Source organism: Halomonas sp. C22 (genome assembly GCF_007655045.1).
In the GTDB taxonomy this organism is placed as follows: Bacteria; Pseudomonadota; Gammaproteobacteria; order Pseudomonadales; family Halomonadaceae; genus Vreelandella; species Vreelandella hamiltonii.
In genome coordinates, this window is the sequence record NZ_VBVC01000001.1 from 1 (window position 1) to 16,519 (window position 16,519).

18 protein-coding genes, 3 tRNA genes and 1 rRNA gene are annotated in these 16,519 nt (G+C 62.3%); 14 read left to right on the forward strand and 8 right to left on the reverse strand.

The genetic code is table 11. The annotated features are described in order from the left end of the window. Nucleotides 1-87 (forward strand): 5S ribosomal RNA (gene rrf / locus FEU76_RS00005); the annotation flags it as partial. Between the two features lie 99 nt (nucleotides 88-186). On the opposite strand, the gene hisC is transcribed toward rrf, so the two are convergent. Beyond that, nucleotides 187-1,248, reverse strand: coding sequence for a histidinol-phosphate transaminase (hisC, locus tag FEU76_RS00010; protein ID WP_144979418.1), 1,062 nt, complete (start codon nucleotides 1,246-1,248; stop codon nucleotides 187-189). A 191-nt stretch (nucleotides 1,249-1,439) separates the two neighbouring features. On the opposite strand from hisC, the gene FEU76_RS00015 reads away from it, so the two are divergent. From FEU76_RS00015 to mnmH, 4 genes are all read left to right on the forward strand, one after another. Continuing rightward, nucleotides 1,440-1,889 (forward strand): copper resistance protein NlpE N-terminal domain-containing protein, encoded by a 450-nt coding sequence (locus FEU76_RS00015; RefSeq protein ID WP_026001970.1) that lies wholly within the window; start codon nucleotides 1,440-1,442, stop codon nucleotides 1,887-1,889. Between the two features lie 175 nt (nucleotides 1,890-2,064). Then, nucleotides 2,065-3,438 (forward strand): DNA repair protein RadA, encoded by a 1,374-nt coding sequence (radA, locus tag FEU76_RS00020; protein WP_144979420.1) that lies wholly within the window; start codon nucleotides 2,065-2,067, stop codon nucleotides 3,436-3,438. A 58-nt stretch (nucleotides 3,439-3,496) separates the two neighbouring features. Next, nucleotides 3,497-4,534: a selenide, water dikinase SelD gene (gene selD, locus FEU76_RS00025; protein ID WP_144979422.1), complete on the forward strand. Its 1,038-nt coding sequence runs from the start codon at nucleotides 3,497-3,499 to the stop codon at nucleotides 4,532-4,534. Next, nucleotides 4,531-5,619 carry a tRNA 2-selenouridine(34) synthase MnmH gene (gene mnmH / locus FEU76_RS00030; RefSeq protein ID WP_039182736.1) on the forward strand — a complete coding sequence of 363 codons (1,089 nt, stop codon included), beginning with the start codon at nucleotides 4,531-4,533 and terminating at the stop codon, nucleotides 5,617-5,619. Before selD ends, mnmH begins: the two co-directional genes overlap by 4 nt. 16 nt (nucleotides 5,620-5,635) lie before the next feature. On the opposite strand, the gene FEU76_RS00035 is transcribed toward mnmH, so the two are convergent. Beyond that, nucleotides 5,636-6,328 carry a type 1 glutamine amidotransferase gene (locus tag FEU76_RS00035; RefSeq protein ID WP_144979424.1) on the reverse strand — a complete coding sequence of 231 codons (693 nt, stop codon included), beginning with the start codon at nucleotides 6,326-6,328 and terminating at the stop codon, nucleotides 5,636-5,638. 155 nt (nucleotides 6,329-6,483) lie between these two features. Between FEU76_RS00035 and FEU76_RS00040 the strand changes: the two genes are divergently transcribed. Further along, complete coding sequence (locus FEU76_RS00040; RefSeq protein WP_144979426.1) at nucleotides 6,484-7,086, forward strand: YjaG family protein; 603 nt, start codon at nucleotides 6,484-6,486, stop codon at nucleotides 7,084-7,086. 29 nt (nucleotides 7,087-7,115) lie between these two features. On the opposite strand, the gene FEU76_RS00045 is transcribed toward FEU76_RS00040, so the two are convergent. Genes FEU76_RS00045 through hisB form a run of 5 tightly spaced genes read right to left on the reverse strand, consistent with a single transcriptional unit; the run spans nucleotide 7,116 to nucleotide 10,447 of the window. Then, nucleotides 7,116-7,622 (reverse strand): hypothetical protein, encoded by a 507-nt coding sequence (locus FEU76_RS00045; protein ID WP_039182746.1) that lies wholly within the window; start codon nucleotides 7,620-7,622, stop codon nucleotides 7,116-7,118. Between the two features lie 9 nt (nucleotides 7,623-7,631). Further along, nucleotides 7,632-8,405 carry an imidazole glycerol phosphate synthase subunit HisF gene (hisF, locus tag FEU76_RS00050; protein ID WP_081136412.1) on the reverse strand — a complete coding sequence of 258 codons (774 nt, stop codon included), beginning with the start codon at nucleotides 8,403-8,405 and terminating at the stop codon, nucleotides 7,632-7,634. Next, nucleotides 8,402-9,148: a 1-(5-phosphoribosyl)-5-[(5-phosphoribosylamino)methylideneamino]imidazole-4-carboxamide isomerase gene (gene hisA, locus FEU76_RS00055; protein WP_144979428.1), complete on the reverse strand. Its 747-nt coding sequence runs from the start codon at nucleotides 9,146-9,148 to the stop codon at nucleotides 8,402-8,404. Before hisA ends, hisF begins: the two co-directional genes overlap by 4 nt. A gap of 11 nt (nucleotides 9,149-9,159) precedes the next feature. Then, complete coding sequence (gene hisH / locus FEU76_RS00060; RefSeq protein WP_016916063.1) at nucleotides 9,160-9,801, reverse strand: imidazole glycerol phosphate synthase subunit HisH; 642 nt, start codon at nucleotides 9,799-9,801, stop codon at nucleotides 9,160-9,162. 52 nt (nucleotides 9,802-9,853) lie between these two features. Further along, a complete protein-coding gene (hisB, locus tag FEU76_RS00065) occupies nucleotides 9,854-10,447 on the reverse strand; it encodes an imidazoleglycerol-phosphate dehydratase HisB (RefSeq protein WP_039182755.1) in 594 nt (197 codons plus the stop codon). 173 nt (nucleotides 10,448-10,620) lie between these two features. Here hisB and FEU76_RS00070 point away from each other — a divergent pair, with 173 nt between their 5' ends. From FEU76_RS00070 to FEU76_RS00105, 8 genes are all read left to right on the forward strand, one after another. Next, nucleotides 10,621-11,103: an acetyl-CoA sensor PanZ family protein gene (locus FEU76_RS00070; protein WP_096923338.1), complete on the forward strand. Its 483-nt coding sequence runs from the start codon at nucleotides 10,621-10,623 to the stop codon at nucleotides 11,101-11,103. After that, nucleotides 11,103-13,436: an AsmA family protein gene (locus tag FEU76_RS00075; protein ID WP_144979430.1), complete on the forward strand. Its 2,334-nt coding sequence runs from the start codon at nucleotides 11,103-11,105 to the stop codon at nucleotides 13,434-13,436. Before FEU76_RS00070 ends, FEU76_RS00075 begins: the two co-directional genes overlap by 1 nt. A 96-nt stretch (nucleotides 13,437-13,532) precedes the next feature. Then, a complete protein-coding gene (mutY, locus tag FEU76_RS00080; RefSeq protein ID WP_144979432.1) occupies nucleotides 13,533-14,630 on the forward strand; it encodes an A/G-specific adenine glycosylase in 1,098 nt (365 codons plus the stop codon). Nucleotides 14,631-14,674: 44 nt separating this feature from the next. After that, nucleotides 14,675-14,950: an oxidative damage protection protein gene (locus FEU76_RS00085; protein WP_039182763.1), complete on the forward strand. Its 276-nt coding sequence runs from the start codon at nucleotides 14,675-14,677 to the stop codon at nucleotides 14,948-14,950. Nucleotides 14,951-15,104: 154 nt separating this feature from the next. Next, nucleotides 15,105-15,180 (forward strand) — tRNA-Phe (locus FEU76_RS00090). A gap of 6 nt (nucleotides 15,181-15,186) precedes the next feature. Continuing rightward, nucleotides 15,187-15,261: transfer RNA gene (locus tag FEU76_RS00095), tRNA-Gln, on the forward strand. 72 nt (nucleotides 15,262-15,333) lie between these two features. Continuing rightward, nucleotides 15,334-15,409 (forward strand) — tRNA-Thr (locus FEU76_RS00100). Nucleotides 15,410-15,613: 204 nt separating this feature from the next. Then, nucleotides 15,614-15,883 (forward strand): hypothetical protein, encoded by a 270-nt coding sequence (locus FEU76_RS00105; protein WP_144979434.1) that lies wholly within the window; start codon nucleotides 15,614-15,616, stop codon nucleotides 15,881-15,883. A gap of 16 nt (nucleotides 15,884-15,899) precedes the next feature. Here FEU76_RS00105 and FEU76_RS18630 read toward each other — a convergent pair whose 3' ends face one another. Next, nucleotides 15,900-16,307, reverse strand: a complete 408-nt coding sequence (locus tag FEU76_RS18630) for a hypothetical protein (protein WP_260851279.1) — start codon at nucleotides 16,305-16,307, stop codon at nucleotides 15,900-15,902. Nucleotides 16,308-16,519 lie beyond the last annotated feature (212 nt).

The following is a 16,519-nucleotide window of genomic DNA, read 5'->3' on the forward strand; positions in this document are numbered from 1 at the left end:
TGATCCCATGCCGAACTCAGAAGTGAAACCGCTTAGCGCCGATGGTAGTGTGGGGTCTCCCCATGTGAGAGTAGGTCATCGTCAGGCACTTATCCCGTAGAAAGCCCCGAGCACATTGTGTTCGGGGCTTTTTGCTGTGCGTAGCATACGTCGAAACACCCAGCCAAAGGCTGGGTGTGAGCATCGTCAGGCGCAGAGCGTTTCCATGGCTTCGATAAAGCTGTCCATTTCGTCGTCCGTGCCGATGGTAATGCGCAGAAAGTTGTTCAGCGCCTCGGTGTTGAAGTGCCTGACCAGAATGCCGCGCTCACGCAGGCCAGCGAAGAGCTGGGCGCCTTCATGGTGAGGGTGCTGGGCGAACAGGAAGTTGGCCTTGGAAGGCAATACCTCGAATCCAAGCCGCTCCAGGCGCTGGCGGGTGCGCTCCCGGGTGGCGATCACGTTATTGCGGCATGCGTCGAAGTGTTCGGTATCCTTCAGGGCTTCGATGCCCACCAGGCTGGCCAGGCTATCTACGGGGTAAGAGTTGAAGGAGTCCTTGACCCGCTGCAGGCCTTCGATCAGCTCGCTGGAGCCAATCGCATAGCCCAGCCTCAATCCTGCCAGGCTACGTGACTTGGAGAATGTGCCCGTGACCAGCAGGTTCGGGTAGCGGCTAATCAGCGACACGGCGCTGTCAGCGCCGAAATCCACGTACGCCTCATCCACCAGCACCACGCGGTCGGTGACTTTCTGCAGAAGCGCCTCGATGGCTTCCAGCGGGTGAGCATGGCCCGTGGGGGCGTTAGGGTTGGCAAAGATGACGCCGCTTCGCTCACTCGCGCTGGTCAACGCATCCATATCCACTTCCCACTGGGCATTCAAGGGATGCTTGCGCAGCTCTACGCCGTAAAGGTTGGCATATACCGGATAGAAACTGTAGGTGATGCTGGGGACATCGAGAGGTGCCCCTTGGCAAAAAAACGCCTGAAATGCGAAGGCCAGGACTTCATCGGAGCCGTTGCCCACGAAGGTTTCCGCGACGCTGACGCCGTAGCGGCTGGCCAGGGTTTCACGCAGCGCCAGAGAGGTAGGGTCGGGGTAGAGTCGTAAATGATCGGTAGGGTATTGGGCCAGCGCCTGGCTGACACCAGGAGCCGGGGGGTAGGGGTTCTCGTTGGTGTTGAGCTTGATCACGCGCTCGCGGGGCTGTTCGCCGGGAATATACGGGGTAAGATCCCTGACGGCAGGGCTCCAGTATTGGCTCATGGGGGTAACCTGATTGTGCGGATGTGAATATCCCCATGGTCGCCTGATGGCCGCAAGAGCGCAAGCATTCCCATTGGCCGCGATTCGGCCCATACTTCTCCTGTGAAGGGGTGGGCGTCGCACCTTGTAGCGGTTATGCTGTCATAAGCGCGCGAAAGAAATGTATGTCCAACACCATAAGGAGACACGCAATGCAATTCAGGAGTTTGCTAGCCGGTTCGGCTATGTTGGCACTGCTGGCGGGCTGCGCAGCTGGCCCGACGGATCAGCGCGACGACGCAGGCATGAGCGCCTCACAGGCTAACTATCAGGGTACTCTGCCCTGCCGTAACTGTGACGGCATTGACCTGGATGTGACCATGCAGGGTGAAGAAATGGCCGCTCCGGAAGAGCGTACCTTTACCTTGAATGCGACTTACCGCAATCACCCCCAGACACCGCCCGATGAAAACTACGCCGGTAACTGGGAAGTGCTGACGGGTACGCCTGCCGACCCCGACGCGACGGTCTATGAACTGACACCGGACGGTGACGGCCAGATCTACTACTTCCAGCGGATCGACGAGCGTACGCTCGAGCTGATCGACCCGGAGCGTCGTCGCTTTGAAAACGGCGAGATGCTGCAACTGCGTCGCCAGTAATCGCTGAGCGCATCGCATCAAGGCGGCCATTGGCCGCCTTTTGTATGTCTGGCGGTGGTGAAACAGTAGCAATGACGGTCGTTACAACCGTCTTAACGACCGTCGCAACAACTGTTGCAACAACCGTTGTAACAACAGTGGCAAGTACAGTCATGCGAGACAGGAGCGGCTAGCGGTGGCAAAAGCAAAGAGCGCCTTTGTGTGTACCGAGTGTGGTGCCGAGTATCGCAAGTGGCAGGGGCAGTGCACCAGCTGTCAGGAGTGGAATACGCTCAGTGAGATCCGGTTGACCAGTGCGCGGCCTGGCAGCGGAGCGACGGCGACCGGGCGCGCTGGCTATGCGGGCAACCTCTCGAAGGAAGTCGTGGACCTCAGTAACGTCGACCTCAGCGAAGTGCCACGGTTGACCTCCACCTTTGCCGAGTTCGACCGTGTATTGGGAGGCGGCTTGGTACCGGGCTCGGCCGTGCTGCTGGGCGGGAACCCCGGGGCAGGCAAGTCGACGCTGCTGCTGCAAACGGCCTGCAAGCTGGCTCAGCAACGCCGCATCCTCTATGTGACCGGCGAGGAGTCGCTTTCCCAGGTCGCCATGCGAGCGCATCGCCTGCAGCTTCCCACCAACGGCTTGAAAATGTTGGCGGAAACCAGCGTCGAGACCATTCTGGCCGTTGCCGAGCGTGAAAAGCCCGAGATTCTGGTCATCGACTCCATTCAGACCATGCACCTGGAGGATATCAGCTCGGCGCCCGGCGGCGTGGCGCAGGTGCGCGAGTCTGCCGCAGCGCTGACCCGCTTTGCCAAGCAGACGAACACCGTCCTGCTGCTGGTGGGGCATGTCACCAAGGATGGCACCCTGGCAGGCCCCAAGGTGCTCGAGCACATGATCGATGCCTCGCTACTGCTGGAGGGCGGGGCGGACTCGCGTTTTCGCACCCTGCGTGGCCAGAAGAACCGCTTCGGCGCGGTGAACGAGCTGGGCGTGTTCGCCATGCTGGAGCAGGGCTTGAAGGAAGTGAAAAACCCCAGTGCCATCTTCCTGTCGCGCCAGGAAGAGCAGGCTCCCGGCAGCCTGGTGATGGTGGTATGGGAAGGCACGCGGCCGATACTGGTGGAAGTGCAGGCGCTGGTCGATGAGTCAGCCCTGGGGAACCCGCGCCGGGTCGCCGTCGGGGTCGATCAGAACCGCCTGGCGATGCTGTTGGCGGTATTGAACCGGCATGGTGGGCTATTCACCGGTGACCAGGACGTGTTCTTGAACGTGGTGGGCGGGGTCAAGGTGCTGGAAACCAGTGCCGACCTGGCGGTGCTGCTGGCGGTAGTGTCGAGCCTGCAAAACCGTGCGCTGCCCAAGGAGCTGGTCGTGTTTGGCGAAGTGGGGCTTTCCGGCGAGATTCGCCCCGTGCCCAGCGGGCAGGAGCGTATTACCGAGGCGGCCAAGCATGGCTTCTTGCGCGCCATCGTGCCGCGCGCCAATGCGCCAAAGCAGTCGCCCAAGGGTATGGAGGTCATCCCGGTCGACAAGCTTAGCGATGCCCTTGAGGCGTTGTGACATGGACTATGCTGGATAGCAGAAACGCCAGCCCCGAGCACAGCAAAGGAGAGTCACCATGAGTTCGATTCGATTGACCCAGTACAGCCATGGAGCAGGCTGCGGCTGCAAGATTGCCCCAGACGTGCTGGACGGCATTCTGGCCAAGGCGGGCCCCGCCGCGGGGCATCAGCGCCTGATCGTGGGCAACCAGGGGCGAGAAGACGCCGCAGTGTACGACCTGGGCGATGGGCGGGGCATGATTGCCACCACCGATTTCTTCATGCCCATCGTCGATGACCCCTTCGATTTTGGACGCATTGCGGCCACCAACGCCATCAGTGATGTTTACGCCATGGGCGGCACGCCGGTGATGGCGCTGGGCATTCTGGGCTGGCCACTCGACAAACTCGCGCCCGAAATAGCCGGAGACGTCGTGGCCGGAGCGCAGGCGGTATGCCGCGAGTTGGGCATTGCGCTGGCGGGCGGGCACTCCATCGATGCTCCAGAGCCGATCTTTGGCCTGGCCGTCAATGGCCTGGTGTCGCTTGACCAGCTAAAGCTCAATAGCCAGGCCAAGCCCGGTGACTTGCTGTATCTCACCAAGCCGTTGGGCGTGGGGCTGTTGACCACCGCTGAAAAGCGCGGCCTGCTGGAAGCAGGGCATCAGGGGCTTGCCCGTGAAACCATGCTCAAGCCCAACACCATTGGCATCGCGTTGGCCGGTGTCAAAGGAGTGAACGCCATGACCGACGTGACCGGCTTCGGGTTGGCAGGCCATCTGGCGGAAATGTGCAGCGCCAGTGGCGTGAAGGCCCACGTGGACTTTCGCCGCTTGCCGCGCCTGGCCGAGGCCGAAGGCTACCGCCGCCAGGGAGCCGTTCCCGGAGGCACCCAGCGCAATCAGCAGGCGCTGGGCAGCGCCTTGCCCGCCATGGACGAAGCCCACTGGCAGTGGCTATGCGACCCGCAAACCTCGGGAGGGCTGCTGCTGAGTGTCGATCCCGCCTGGCAGGACGACGTGGAGCGCATAGGTCGCGAGCACGGCGTCACGCTGGAACCGTTTGGCGAGATGCAGCCTGCCAAGGGCAACGCCGTGATCCAGGTGGTCGGATGACGCTGCCCACGCTGCCTGCTTCTTTGGAGCTGGTGGCGCGTAATACGCCCTTGATCGATGTGCGTGCGCCGGTGGAGTTCGCCCAGGGCAGCCTGCCGGGAGCGGTGAACTTGCCGCTGATGGACGATGAAGAGCGCCGCCAGGTAGGCATTGCCTATAAACAGCAGGGCCAGCAGGCGGCGATTGCGCTGGGTGAACGGCTGGTCAGCGGTGCGGTGAAGCAGTCCCGGGTGCTGGCCTGGCAGGCTCACCTGGCGCGTTATCCTGATGCACTGATCTACTGCTACCGTGGCGGATTGCGCTCCCAAATCAGCCAGCAGTGGCTGGCCGAGGCGGGCCTGCTGCGGCCCCGCATCGAAGGTGGCTGGAAAGCACTGCGGCAAAAGCTCTGCCAGCGCATCGACGAGGCCGCCCACCAGCCGCTGCTGGTGGTGTCTGGCCTGACGGGCTGCGCCAAGACGCCGTTGATCAACCAGTTGCCCAATGGCATCGACCTGGAGGCGTGCGCCCAACACAAGGGTTCCGCGTTTGGGCGTCAGCCGGAGGAGCCCGCCACGCAGATCGATTTCGAGCATGCGCTGGCCCAGCGGCTGATTGGCCAGCCAGGCAAGCTGGTGATGGAGGACGAGTCGCGGCAGATCGGCAATGCCAATATCCCGCTGCCGCTATGGCAGGCACTGCAACAAGCGCCGCGCATCCGCATTGAAATGCCGCTGGACTGGCGGTTGGACCAGCTGCGCCGGGACTATATCGAAGCGCTGGAGAGAGGCTATACGGCCCGCTTTGGCCCCGATGAGGGGCGTCAGCGCATGCAGCGACAGCTCGCAAGCGCCCTGGAACGGCTGGCCAAGCGGCTGGGGCATGCACGGCTACAGCGTTTGCAGCGGCTGCAGGCCATGGCGTTTCGTGCCCACGAGGCGGGCGACGTCCAGGCTCACGAGGCGTGGCTGGCCCCGCTGCTCACCGAGTATTACGACCCGCTCTATCGTTACCACCTGGAGAAACAGCAGAGCCACCGGCCGCCCGAACTGCACGTGGGGGACTGGGAAAGCTGCCTGGCCGCCGCTCGGCAGTGGAGTGCCTAGCGGCGGCCGATACGCATCAGAGGCTTTTGAGCCACTGGGTCATGACCCGGTCCAGCAGCGGCGCCAGACGCTGAAAGCGCTTGGGGTCTGCCTGTATCTGATCGCCGGTTTGCAGGAAGCGCCCGGCGGAAGGGCTCCTGGCCGTGGGGAGCGTCTCGGCATTCAGCAAGGAAGCCGCGCTGGCCTGGGTCATTTCGAGATGGCATAGCAGCGCCACCACGCGACCAGCATCCCAACTGAACCCCTGGAGCGGTGCCGCCGCACTGCCGCCCAGGGGCAGCGCGCCGTCAGGCAGGCTAAATACCAGGCGATGCCACATGAAGGCATCGAACTGCTCGGGCAGGTCAAAGGTGCTCTCTGGCGCCAGGGTGACAGGGTGCCAGCCCGTTTCGGGGTAGGTGCCGGGGGCGATGACGGCGCCCAGGGCTTCGGCGATCCATAGCGCCCCCAGGCCAATGCCCATGACGGGTTTTTGGCCATCGAGGTAGCGGTGGATGAGCTTGCGCTCTGCCTTTTGCCAGGCGGGCGGGGCGCTGAACAGCGCGTCGGGGCCGCTCAGTACGATGAGCGCGTCGCACTCGCCAGGGCGCGGGGTCAGCTCCCCTGCGTATAGATGAAAAACGGTGTAACTATGGCCCATGCTCTCCAGCCAGTCTTGCAGGCGAGCGGGTCCATGGTCAGGGCCGTGCTGTAGCAGATGAATATGCATGGTAATCTCCTCGCCGGCCGCACACATCAAGCGCGGCGGAGCTTGTCCGCCGCGAGTGTGGGACGATAACGTATCGCGTCCACTTCACCAATACCGTTTATCAATACCGTTTCATCAATACCCTCTTCATCAACACAGTGACCCAGGACATCAGCATGGTGGCAAAACCCACAGGATTCTATCAGCGTCTGCAACTGCTGCCGCTGCCCGCCCAGCAAGCCTTCATGGCGGCCTTGTGCGAGCGGCTGCTACCCAACTACGCCCTCTACGAGCAAACCACGGGCCACGGTGATGGGCATACCCTGCGTACTGTGCTGAGCCTGGTGTGGGAGCGCTTGAGCGTGCCCAATGCCAGTATCGACTTTGCCCGTCAGGCGGAAAAGCTGGCGGAGTGCGAGCCTCCGGCCAACGATGACAGTTTCGGGGCGCGCCGCGCGCTGGACGCCGTGGTCTCGATCTCGGCGCTGCTGGATACCTTGCAGGGTGAGTCGCCGGAAGCGGTGCTGGACGTGAGCCGCACCTCCCGGGCAGGAGTGCGGGCATTCATCGAGCTGACCGAGGGAGAGGTGGATGCACAGGCGCTGGCGCTGATCATCCGCGACCACCCGCTGATGGCCGATGAAAACGACTTTCAGGATGCGGTGCTGGAAGCCGTCAGCGAGCCGCTCACCAAAGCGGCGCTAAAAGAGATTCGCTTGCTGGGGCGCAACAACGGCATCAGCAACCTGGGGCTTTCGCTGGAAGAGGGCGACAAGTAGCCGCCCTTGGGTCTTGCGAACGAACGGCCTTAAAAACGGACGCCCGCCGTGATCATCATGCCCGCCGTGCCGAACACGATCAGGTCCGACTCGACGCGCCCCCATTGAATGCCCACGCTGGGCAGCAGGGCGGGGGCGATTTCGTAGCGGTTGAAGGGAATCTTGTCGCGGAACTCATCCTTGTAGCCCCGCAGCAGCCCGCCGGTGAGCTTGGCGCGCACGTTGATGTTGTCGCCCAGCTGCCCCAGCGGAAACTCCCGCCCAGCGTAGAAGTACCAGGTGGGCTGGTCGAAGGAGTTCTTGAACCAGGCGGCACCCGCCAGCCAGCGGTCAGGGTTGTGCAGCTCGACACTCACCAGATCCTGCTGGTTGGTGTGCTCCGGGTCGGGGCTGAAGTGTCGAGTCAACAGGCTGGTTTGCACCAGCGTGTGGTCCAGTTCGAAGGCCGGTGGCCAGTCAGGCATAGAAAAGGCCGAGGCAGATGCGCTCAGCCAAATCATTGCCAGGCCACCTAACCAGGTGCAGGCACGGGGCATGTCACTCTCCTAAAGACGCATCTCGATGCCGCGCTCGGCCATGTAACGCTTGGCCTCGGGAATCGTGTGCTCGCCAAAATGGAAAATGCTGGCGGCCAATACCGCATCCGCACCGCCTTTCAATACGCCGTCCACCAGATGGTCCAGGTTGCCGACGCCACCCGAGGCAATCACCGGCACGCTGACGGCCTCGGAAATGGCGTGGGTCACGCCCAGATCGAACCCGATTTTGGTGCCGTCGCGGTCCATGCTGGTCAGCAGCAGCTCGCCTGCGCCGAACTCGACCATTTTCCTGGCCCACTCGACGGCATCCAGGCCTGTCGGGCGGCGCCCACCGTGGGTGAAGATTTCCCAGCGGTCGGGTTCGCCCTCCTGAGAAACCTTCTTGGCGTCGATGGCCACCACGATGCACTGGCTGCCAAACCGGTCGGCGGCTTCCCGCACGAACTCCGGGTTGGTCACGGCGGCGGTGTTGATCGACACCTTGTCGGCGCCCGCGTTGAGCATGGTGCGAATATCGTCGCAGGTGCGAATGCCACCCCCCACGGTCAGCGGGATGAACACCTCGCCAGCGATCCGCTCGACCATGTCCACGGTGGTGGCGCGGTCTTCGTGGCTGGCGGTGATGTCGAGGAAGGTGATTTCATCGGCGCCTTGCTGATTGTAGCGCTGGGCGATCTCCACCGGGTCACCGGCATCGCGGATACCGACGAAGTTCACGCCCTTCACCACGCGCCCGGCATCGACGTCCAGGCAGGGAATAATGCGCTTGGCCAGGCTCATGCACGGCCTCCGCTCAGCTCGTCGCTCAGGCGCTGGGCTTCGGCGACATCCAGGCTGCCTTCGTAGATGGCGCGTCCGGTAATCGCCCCCAGAATGCCGCTGTCGGCCACGCCGCACAGCGCGCGAATGTCATCCAGGTTGGTGACGCCGCCCGAGGCGATCACCGGCAGGCCGCCTTCGCGGGCCAGCGCCGCGGTGGCTTCCACGTTCACGCCCTGCATCATACCGTCGCGGGCGATATCGGTGTAGACGATGCTGGAGACGCCATCGTTGGCGAAGCGCTTGGCAAGCTCGGTAGCTTTGGTGGTGGAGACTTCTGCCCAGCCATCGGTGGCCACATAGCCATCTTTGGCATCCAGGCCAACAATAATGTGGCCCGGGAAGGCGCGGCACATTTCACCGACGAATTCCGGTTCCTTGACCGCCTTGGTACCGATGATCACGTAAGAGACCCCGGCGTTCAGGTAGTGCTCGATGGTGTCCGCCGAGCGGATGCCGCCGCCAATTTGAATCGGCAGGTTAGGGTAAGCGCGGGCAATGGCCGTCACCGCGTCGCCATTGACCGGTTTGCCTTCGAAAGCGCCGTTCAGGTCTACCAGATGCAAGCGACGCGCACCGGCTTCTACCCAGCGCGCGGCCATGGCCACCGGGTCGTCGCCGTAGGAAGTGGCTTCGTCCATGCGGCCCTGCTTCAAGCGCACACACTGGCCGTCTTTGAGATCAATCGCGGGAATTACCAACATAGTGAAACCTCTCAGGGCGTCCAGGTGACAAAATTTTCCAGCAGGCGAAGGCCTGCGCGGGAGCTTTTTTCCGGGTGAAACTGCACCGCGAAGGTGGCATCGCGGCCAATCGCCACGTGGGCGCTGACGCGACCGTAGTCCGTCGTGCCGAATACCTGGGCATCGTCGGCGGCATTCACGTAGTAGCTGTGCACGAAATAGAAGTGTTCGCGGTCATCGATGCCGGCCCACAGCGGGTGGTCATGATGCTGGGCGACCAGATTCCAGCCCATGTGCGGCACTTTCAAACGCTGCTCCTGGGCATCGCGCATGTCCGCCGGGAAGCGGTCGACGCTGCCCTGGAAGAAGCCCAGGCAGTCCACGCCGCCATTCTCTTCGCTGCGCTCCATCAGCATTTGCTGACCCACGCAGATACCCAGCAGCGGCTTGGCCTGGCGGGTCAGAATCTCCTCCACCAGCCCGCGCAGCTCGGTACGCTCCAACTCGCCCACGCAGTCGCGGATGGCCCCCTGGCCAGGTAGCACCACGCGGGTCGCGCCCAGAATGCGCCGGGGGTCACGGGTAATGATCACGTTCTCATGGGTGACGTGTTCGAGCGCCTTGGCGACCGAGTGCAGGTTGCCCATTCCATAATCGATCACGGCAATGGTCATGAAGCGCTCCTTGTCGAGGTCATCGAGCGATGGCTGATCGCTGCGTTAGGCATTACAGGCACCCTTTGGTGGAGGGCATCTGCCCGGCCATGCGGGGGTCTTCCGACACGGCCATGCGCAGGGCGCGGCCAAAGGCCTTGAAGATGGTTTCTGCCTGATGGTGGGCGTTGAAGCCCTTGATGTTGTCGATGTGCAGCGTCACCCGCGCATGGTTCACGAAGCCCTGGAAGAACTCCCAGAAAAGCTGGGTGTCCATGCTGCCGATGGTATCGCGGGTAAATTCCACGTTCATGAAGAGGCCGGGACGCCCGGAGAAATCGATGACCACCCGTGAGAGCGCTTCGTCCAGTGGCACGTAGGCGTGGCCGTAACGGTAGATGCCGCGCTTGTCGCCAATCGCCTCATGAAAGGCCTGGCCCAGGGTGATGCCCAGGTCTTCGACGGTGTGGTGGTCGTCGATATGCAGGTCGCCCTTGGCGTCGATATCGAGGTCGACCATTCCGTGCCGAGCCACCTGGTCAAGCATATGGTCCAAAAACGGAACGCCCGTCTGGCAGCGAAGACGGCCTTCACCATCAAGGTTGACGCTGACCGTGATCTGCGTTTCGTTGGTGTCACGGCTAACCGTGGCAATACGCGCTGACATGTTGCATCTCCTGCGCCGAGGCGCACTCTGAGGAATAATCGGCGGGCGGCGGCTGCGGCCAAAACAAGCATTATAGAGAATCGGCCCCCCCATCCGCTACAATGCGTGAAATGTCGCCGCCAATTGCGGCGCTCAAACAGCAGCCTGGCTGCATTGGCAACGAGGATTTCACCATGCCGGTGACACTGCAATACGTCGACCAGGCCCGATGGGACGCCGATGAGCAAGTGCGTATCGACCTCGTGCGTATCTATGAAGACGCACCGCAAGAGCGCATGCCACCCCCCAGGGTCTTGCCCTTCATAGAGCAGCATTTACAAGGGCAGCACGTGTTTGCCTGCGCCCTGTTCAACGACCGCCTGCTGGGAGCCGTGGCGGTGCAGGAGGGCGATGACCGCGCCTGGTGGCTATCCGAGCTGTGCGTGCGCAAGACCACGCGGCGGCGTGGCGTGGGCTCACGGCTGATGGCGCTGATGGGCGAACAGGCCAAGGAAGAGGGCCGCGTACTGCGTATTGCCACCACCACGCTGCCGCTGGCCGACCGCGTGCTGCTATCCAAATTGGGCTATCGGCCCATCGCCGATGCCGAGCCAACGGAACCGGGCCTCCCGGCCACCAGTGATTTTGTAGAGCTAGACCCCCAAGGGAAAGGTTAATGAAACAGCTACTCCGTATTTTACTGGCGGCCATCGGCATTCTTGCCATTGCCGCCGTCGCTGCCGTGGTCTACGTCACCACCTTTCTGGACCCGGAAGACTTCAAGCCCCGGCTGACCGCCGTGGTGGAAGAGCAGACAGGGCTCAATCTGGCGCTGGAAGGCCCGATCAGCTGGTCGTTCTACCCGCGTATCGGTGTCAGCGTCGAGCAGGCCCGTGCCTGGCTGCCCGAACAGTCGGTGGACGAGTCTGCTTTCGCGGCGATCAACCGGGCCGAGGTGAGCGTGGCCTTCGCGCCGCTGCTACGGGGTGAAATCGCCGTGGATGGCCTGACGCTCGACGGCATGCGCCTGAACCTGGTGAAAAACGCCGAAGGCGAGGGCAACTGGGCGCCGCTGCTGGAGCGTCTCTCCGAACACGGCAACGAGTCCGCCGAAACCGTGCTGGCACCGGCCAGCGCAGGCCCCAATGCCGATGCAGGCAACCTCTCGGTGGTGCTGAACATCGCCAGCGTGGAAGTCAAAGGGGCGGATATTCGCTACCGCGACGAACAGAGCCAGGCCCTGTGGCGGGTACAGCCACTGAACATTTCGGGCACCAACGTCAACCCGGTGCGCTCCTTCCCGCTCAAGGCCATGTTCACGCTCTCCCGGCACAACCGCCTGGATGCCGAAGTGCTGGAGCGCACGCCGGACATGACCAGCGAGGTCAACCTGGAAACTCGCCTGCGCCTTGGCCTGCAGGATGAGCAGATCACTCTGGAGAATACCCAGCTCACCACGCAGACCCGCCCAGGCGCCAACAGCGAGCCCCAGCAGCTCAGCCTGAAAGCGGCTGAAATCGTGGCGCGCATGGGCGAGCAGCAGCTCAGCATTCGCCAAGGCGTGCTGGATGTCGGCCTGCGCCATGCCGACAACTGGCAGGGACGCCTGGCCCTTTCGCTGGCGTTCGGCCTGGAAGGCGACCTGGCCGCTCAGACCGCCCAGTTGAAGGACCTGCAACTGACCGGGCCGGATGGCCTGCGGGTCAGCGGCCACCTCAACCTCGAACAGCTGCTGGAAGCGCCCCGGTACAGCGGCCAGCTCACCGCAGCCCCCTTTACCCTGCGGCCCTGGATCTCGCGCACCGGCGCAACGCTCAATACCACCAGCGAAGCGGCGCTGAGCGACGTGGCCCTGACCAGCCCGGTCGAAGGTGATCTCTCGCGCATCGCCTTGCCACGCCTCTCGTTGGTCATCGATGACAGCACCTTTACCGGCGACGTGAGTGCTGCTCTGGATGGCAGCCAATTGAGCTTCAATCTGGACGGTGACCAGCTCAACCTGGACCGCTACCTGCCGCGGCCTGCCGCCCCCGAGCAAGCCAGCCGGGGCCTGCTGCGCAGCGCCTTTGCCCAGGCCGAAGAAGCCCTGCTGCCCCAGGAGTGGCTCAGCGGCCTGACCCTGCAGGGTGACCTCAGCGTCGGCGAGCTGCAGCTGGCGGGCATGACCTTCAACGACACCCAGCTGGCGCTGCGCGGTGACGAGGGCAACCATCGCCTGACCGGCTTCGAATCGCGTTTCTATGGCGGCGAACTCAACGCCACCGGCGCGCTGGACGCCACCGACAGCGTGATGACCTGGCAATTCGCGCCGCGCATCAGCAATGTGCAAGTGGCCCCGTTGATCGAAACCTTCAGTGACGAAGAGGCCCCGCTGCGCGGCCGCTTCAATCTGGAAGGCGACTTGACGACCCAGGGCAACAGCCGTCAGGTGCTGCTCAGCAACCTCAACGGCGAGCTGGATGCCCGGCTGAACGAAGGCGCTATCCTGCGTACCAATATTTCCCGTGAGATGTGCGAGCTGGCGGCGCTGCTGGAAGGCCAGGGCACCACCCGTGAGTGGCATCCCGATACGCGCTTCGAGCGCTTCGACGCCACGTTCCAGGTACGCAACGGCGTCGTGCACAGCGATGACTTGTCGATCACCCTGCCGGGTATCGAAGTGCAAGGCGAAGGCGAGCTCAACCTGACCTCTCAGGACTTCATGACGTTGGCCAATGCACGCCTGGTCGATACCGCCGACGCCGCCTGCCAGGTGAACCCGCGCCTGGAGCAGCTGCCGCTGCCCATCCGCTGTGAAGGCCACCTGGGGGATGATAAAGCCGAATGGTGCCGCTTCGACCGCACCGCGTTCCAGGCCAGCGTGGTGGATTTGCTGCGCACTGAAGCGGGCGGCCGTCTGGAAGAAGAGCTCGAAGAGCGCCTGGGCACCACCATCGAGCGCATCGACGAGCGCCTGGGCGAGGGCGCGGGCCAGGAGCTGCGCGAAGGTATTCGCCGCCTGTTCAATTGATACGCCTGCCTTCTTATAGAGAAGGAGGCACCACCCCCTGCATGCGCCGGCCTTACCGCCGGCGCTTTTTTCATGGCAAGCACTTCAGGAGTGACCATGGCCGAGATACCTACGCCGTGCCTGGCGGCCGATGAGTTTCAACACCGTCTACTGCGCTGGTTCGACCAGTATGGCCGCCACGATCTGCCCTGGCAGTCACCCCGCAGCGCCTACCGCGTCTGGGTGTCGGAAATCATGCTGCAGCAAACCCAGGTGGCCACGGTAATTCCCTACTTCGAACGTTTCATGGAGCGCTTCCCCACGCTGGAGGCCCTGGCCTGCGCCCCTCAGGATGAAGTGCTGCACCTCTGGACAGGGCTGGGCTACTACGCCCGCGCCCGCAACCTGCACAAGGCGGCCCAGCTGGCGCTGGCCGAGCATGGCGGCGAGCTGCCCACCCAGAGCGTCGATATGCTGATGACGCTGCCCGGCATCGGCCGTTCCACTGCCGGGGCGATCATTGCGCAAAGCACCGGCCAGCAGGCCGCCATTCTGGATGGCAACGTCAAGCGTTCGCTGACACGGCTGCACGCCGTGGCGGGCTGGCCCGGCCAGCCTGCGGTAGAGCGCTCCCTGTGGGCGCTGGCCGAGTACTTCACCCCCACCACGCGGTTGGCCGACTACACCCAGGCGGTGATGGACTTTGGCGCCACGCTGTGCAAACGCAGCAAGCCTGATTGCCCCATCTGCCCGTTCAATGACGTATGCCGCGCCTACGCCCAGGGCGAACCGCAGCGCTTCCCGGAATCGAAGCCCAAAAAAGTTACCCCCACCCGTGAAACCCTCATGCTGATGCTGCAGGACCCCCAGGGGCGCGTGTGGCTGGAACAACGCCCGCCCAGCGGCCTGTGGGGCGGGCTCTGGAGCCTGCCGCAGTTCGAGCGCCACGGCGAGCTGAACCACTGGCTGGAGGATAACGTCGTCGCCGCCCGGCGCCTGGCGCCGCTGCCCGCCTTTACGCATACCTTCAGCCACTTCAAGCTTTTGATCACCCCGCAGCCAGTGAGCTGTGAACGGCTCACCGGAGTGCGCGAAAATGGCCTATGGTATGACGTTCACCAGCCACCTGCGTTAGGCTTGGCGGCACCCGTCAAATCGCTGCTGAGCCAGCTGGCGCCGTTTGACCTCGACCCGGCACCGGGGCCAGCGCGCTGACGACTGGCACGATTTTCATTAGGCATCCGCCCAGGAGCTATTCCATGAGCAACACCGTTTTTTGCCGCAAGTATCAAAAAGAGCTGCCCGCGCTACCTTTCCCGCCGCTGCCCGGCAAGCAGGGCCAGGAAATACAGGCCACGGTGTCACAGCCCGCCTGGCAAGAGTGGCAGGCCTTGCAAACCCGCCTGATCAATGAAAAGCACTTGAACATGCTCGACCCCGAAGCACGCGCCTACCTGATGGAGCAGATGGAACGCTTCCTGAACAACGAAGCCACCGACCAGGCCGAAGGGTACGTGCCCCCCAGCCAGGCATAAGCCCCCGCCAGGGCTCCGCCGTTACCCGCAAAGGGCGCAGGCGTGGCCGTGGCTCACGCGGCCCAATGTGCCCTAAGCATGTGACGAGAAAGAAAGTTTCACAAAGGTGTTGACGAAAACCGAAGCTTTTGGTTTAATACGCACCGTTGGCAAGGGCCAGATAGCTCAGTTGGTAGAGCAGGGGATTGAAAATCCCCGTGTCGGCGGTTCGATTCCGTCTCTGGCCACCACAACGTTGGGGTATCGCCAAGTGGTAAGGCACCGGTTTTTGGTATCGGCATTCCCAGGTTCGAATCCTGGTACCCCAGCCATTGCCAACAAGATTTCTTGTTGATTGGCTAGCTTAACGGCAACCCAATCAAATTCTCAAGAAAACGCGACGCGCCGACATAGCTCAGTTGGTAGAGCAACTGACTTGTAATCAGTAGGTCCCGGGTTCGACTCCTGGTGTCGGCACCACTAAAAGTGGTTTAAAAGCAAAGCGTTAGAGAACATGATCAAGCCGCCCTTTGGGGCGGCTTTTTCGTTTCCGTAGTACTTTACATAGATATGGGCATTTAAATGAGTCTCACATACCAATCTCACGCTGCCGCAGGGGGGCGATATAGCTCACCTGAAACAACGACTGTGTCTGTAAGTATTGACTCGCTAGAGGGTACGTTCATGGACTTCGCTCTAGCATGTCTGCTTTCACACAAATATGTTGAGATGGGGCATACCGGCTATTTGGAGCCATTTGAAGTGCGTGTAAAAAATGACCCAAGAGAGCCCGGTGAGATTTGGTCACCTACTTCTTTCAAGGCCGATCTCAAAAAGGTTAAGGAAGCTCTAGGTATATCTGAAGATGAAAATGTATGGTCTAGAATTAATGAAGCACTAAAAGACAATATAGGTGAATCGATTGTGATCCCTACCTATAAACATATTGACTAAAGTGCAGTTAAAACCCTTATTCTTCACCAGGGTGCCTCACCACCGGCACGCTCAGATCGTTGGTATCCATCATTGAGGCTGAGCGGTGCCCGCTAGCTTCTTGTTTTTCGTGGCGGGTGCCTTTGGTGTCGGTGATGCCGCGCCGTTTTAAGTCGTGAAGGCCGAAGAGCTCTTCCCCTGTAATGATTCCCTCTTCGATGGCCAACCTGATCAACCGCTGCCAGGCAGTGTCTAGGCCCGATTTACGTAGCTCGCTGCTGTCCGCCGCCACGATGAGTGGGCGGTTTTCTGGGTGCATCGGTACCGGTCTGCCTTTGGCTTTCCAAATTCCAGCGCGGCGCTCGGCGGCGGCGGACCAGGCGGCGGATAGTCTTGGGTACCAGCGAACGACATTATCCCGGGAGCCTTTGCGGCGGTTAGTCATCACGCCATCGGCCGTGCTGTTGGCATCGGTTAGCGTGACGACCTCAATCCCGCGTAAGCTGCAAATTTAAGTCAGCTTCATCACGATCCAGAGGTAAGGCGCGCACGCGCCTTTTTCACCGCGTGTGCGTTGGCCACGTTGCTGGGCAAATTCAGTCAGTCGAGCGATGGCGACGTCACCCCATCTTCAGTAGCAGCACCAGTGTAGGTCCA

Bases quoted from the DNA above. Each gene is read 5' to 3' on its own strand.
- hisC (WP_144979418.1), bottom strand. From the start codon at position 1,248: ATGAGCCAATACTGGAGCCCTGCCGTCAGGGATCTTACCCCGTATATT.
- FEU76_RS00015 (WP_026001970.1), top strand. From the start codon at position 1,440: ATGCAATTCAGGAGTTTGCTAGCCGGTTCGGCTATGTTGGCACTGCTG.
- selD (WP_144979422.1), top strand. From the start codon at position 3,497: ATGAGTTCGATTCGATTGACCCAGTACAGCCATGGAGCAGGCTGCGGC.
- mnmH (WP_039182736.1), top strand. From the start codon at position 4,531: ATGACGCTGCCCACGCTGCCTGCTTCTTTGGAGCTGGTGGCGCGTAAT.
- FEU76_RS00035 (WP_144979424.1), bottom strand. From the start codon at position 6,328: ATGCATATTCATCTGCTACAGCACGGCCCTGACCATGGACCCGCTCGC.
- FEU76_RS00040 (WP_144979426.1), top strand. From the start codon at position 6,484: ATGGTGGCAAAACCCACAGGATTCTATCAGCGTCTGCAACTGCTGCCG.
- FEU76_RS00045 (WP_039182746.1), bottom strand. From the start codon at position 7,622: ATGCCCCGTGCCTGCACCTGGTTAGGTGGCCTGGCAATGATTTGGCTG.
- hisF (WP_081136412.1), bottom strand. From the start codon at position 8,405: ATGAGCCTGGCCAAGCGCATTATTCCCTGCCTGGACGTCGATGCCGGG.
- hisA (WP_144979428.1), bottom strand. From the start codon at position 9,148: ATGTTGGTAATTCCCGCGATTGATCTCAAAGACGGCCAGTGTGTGCGC.
- hisH (WP_016916063.1), bottom strand. From the start codon at position 9,801: ATGACCATTGCCGTGATCGATTATGGAATGGGCAACCTGCACTCGGTC.
- hisB (WP_039182755.1), bottom strand. From the start codon at position 10,447: ATGTCAGCGCGTATTGCCACGGTTAGCCGTGACACCAACGAAACGCAG.
- FEU76_RS00070 (WP_096923338.1), top strand. From the start codon at position 10,621: ATGCCGGTGACACTGCAATACGTCGACCAGGCCCGATGGGACGCCGAT.
- FEU76_RS00075 (WP_144979430.1), top strand. From the start codon at position 11,103: ATGAAACAGCTACTCCGTATTTTACTGGCGGCCATCGGCATTCTTGCC.
- mutY (WP_144979432.1), top strand. From the start codon at position 13,533: ATGGCCGAGATACCTACGCCGTGCCTGGCGGCCGATGAGTTTCAACAC.
- FEU76_RS00085 (WP_039182763.1), top strand. From the start codon at position 14,675: ATGAGCAACACCGTTTTTTGCCGCAAGTATCAAAAAGAGCTGCCCGCG.
- FEU76_RS00105 (WP_144979434.1), top strand. From the start codon at position 15,614: ATGGACTTCGCTCTAGCATGTCTGCTTTCACACAAATATGTTGAGATG.
- FEU76_RS18630 (WP_260851279.1), bottom strand. From the start codon at position 16,307: ATGACTAACCGCCGCAAAGGCTCCCGGGATAATGTCGTTCGCTGGTAC.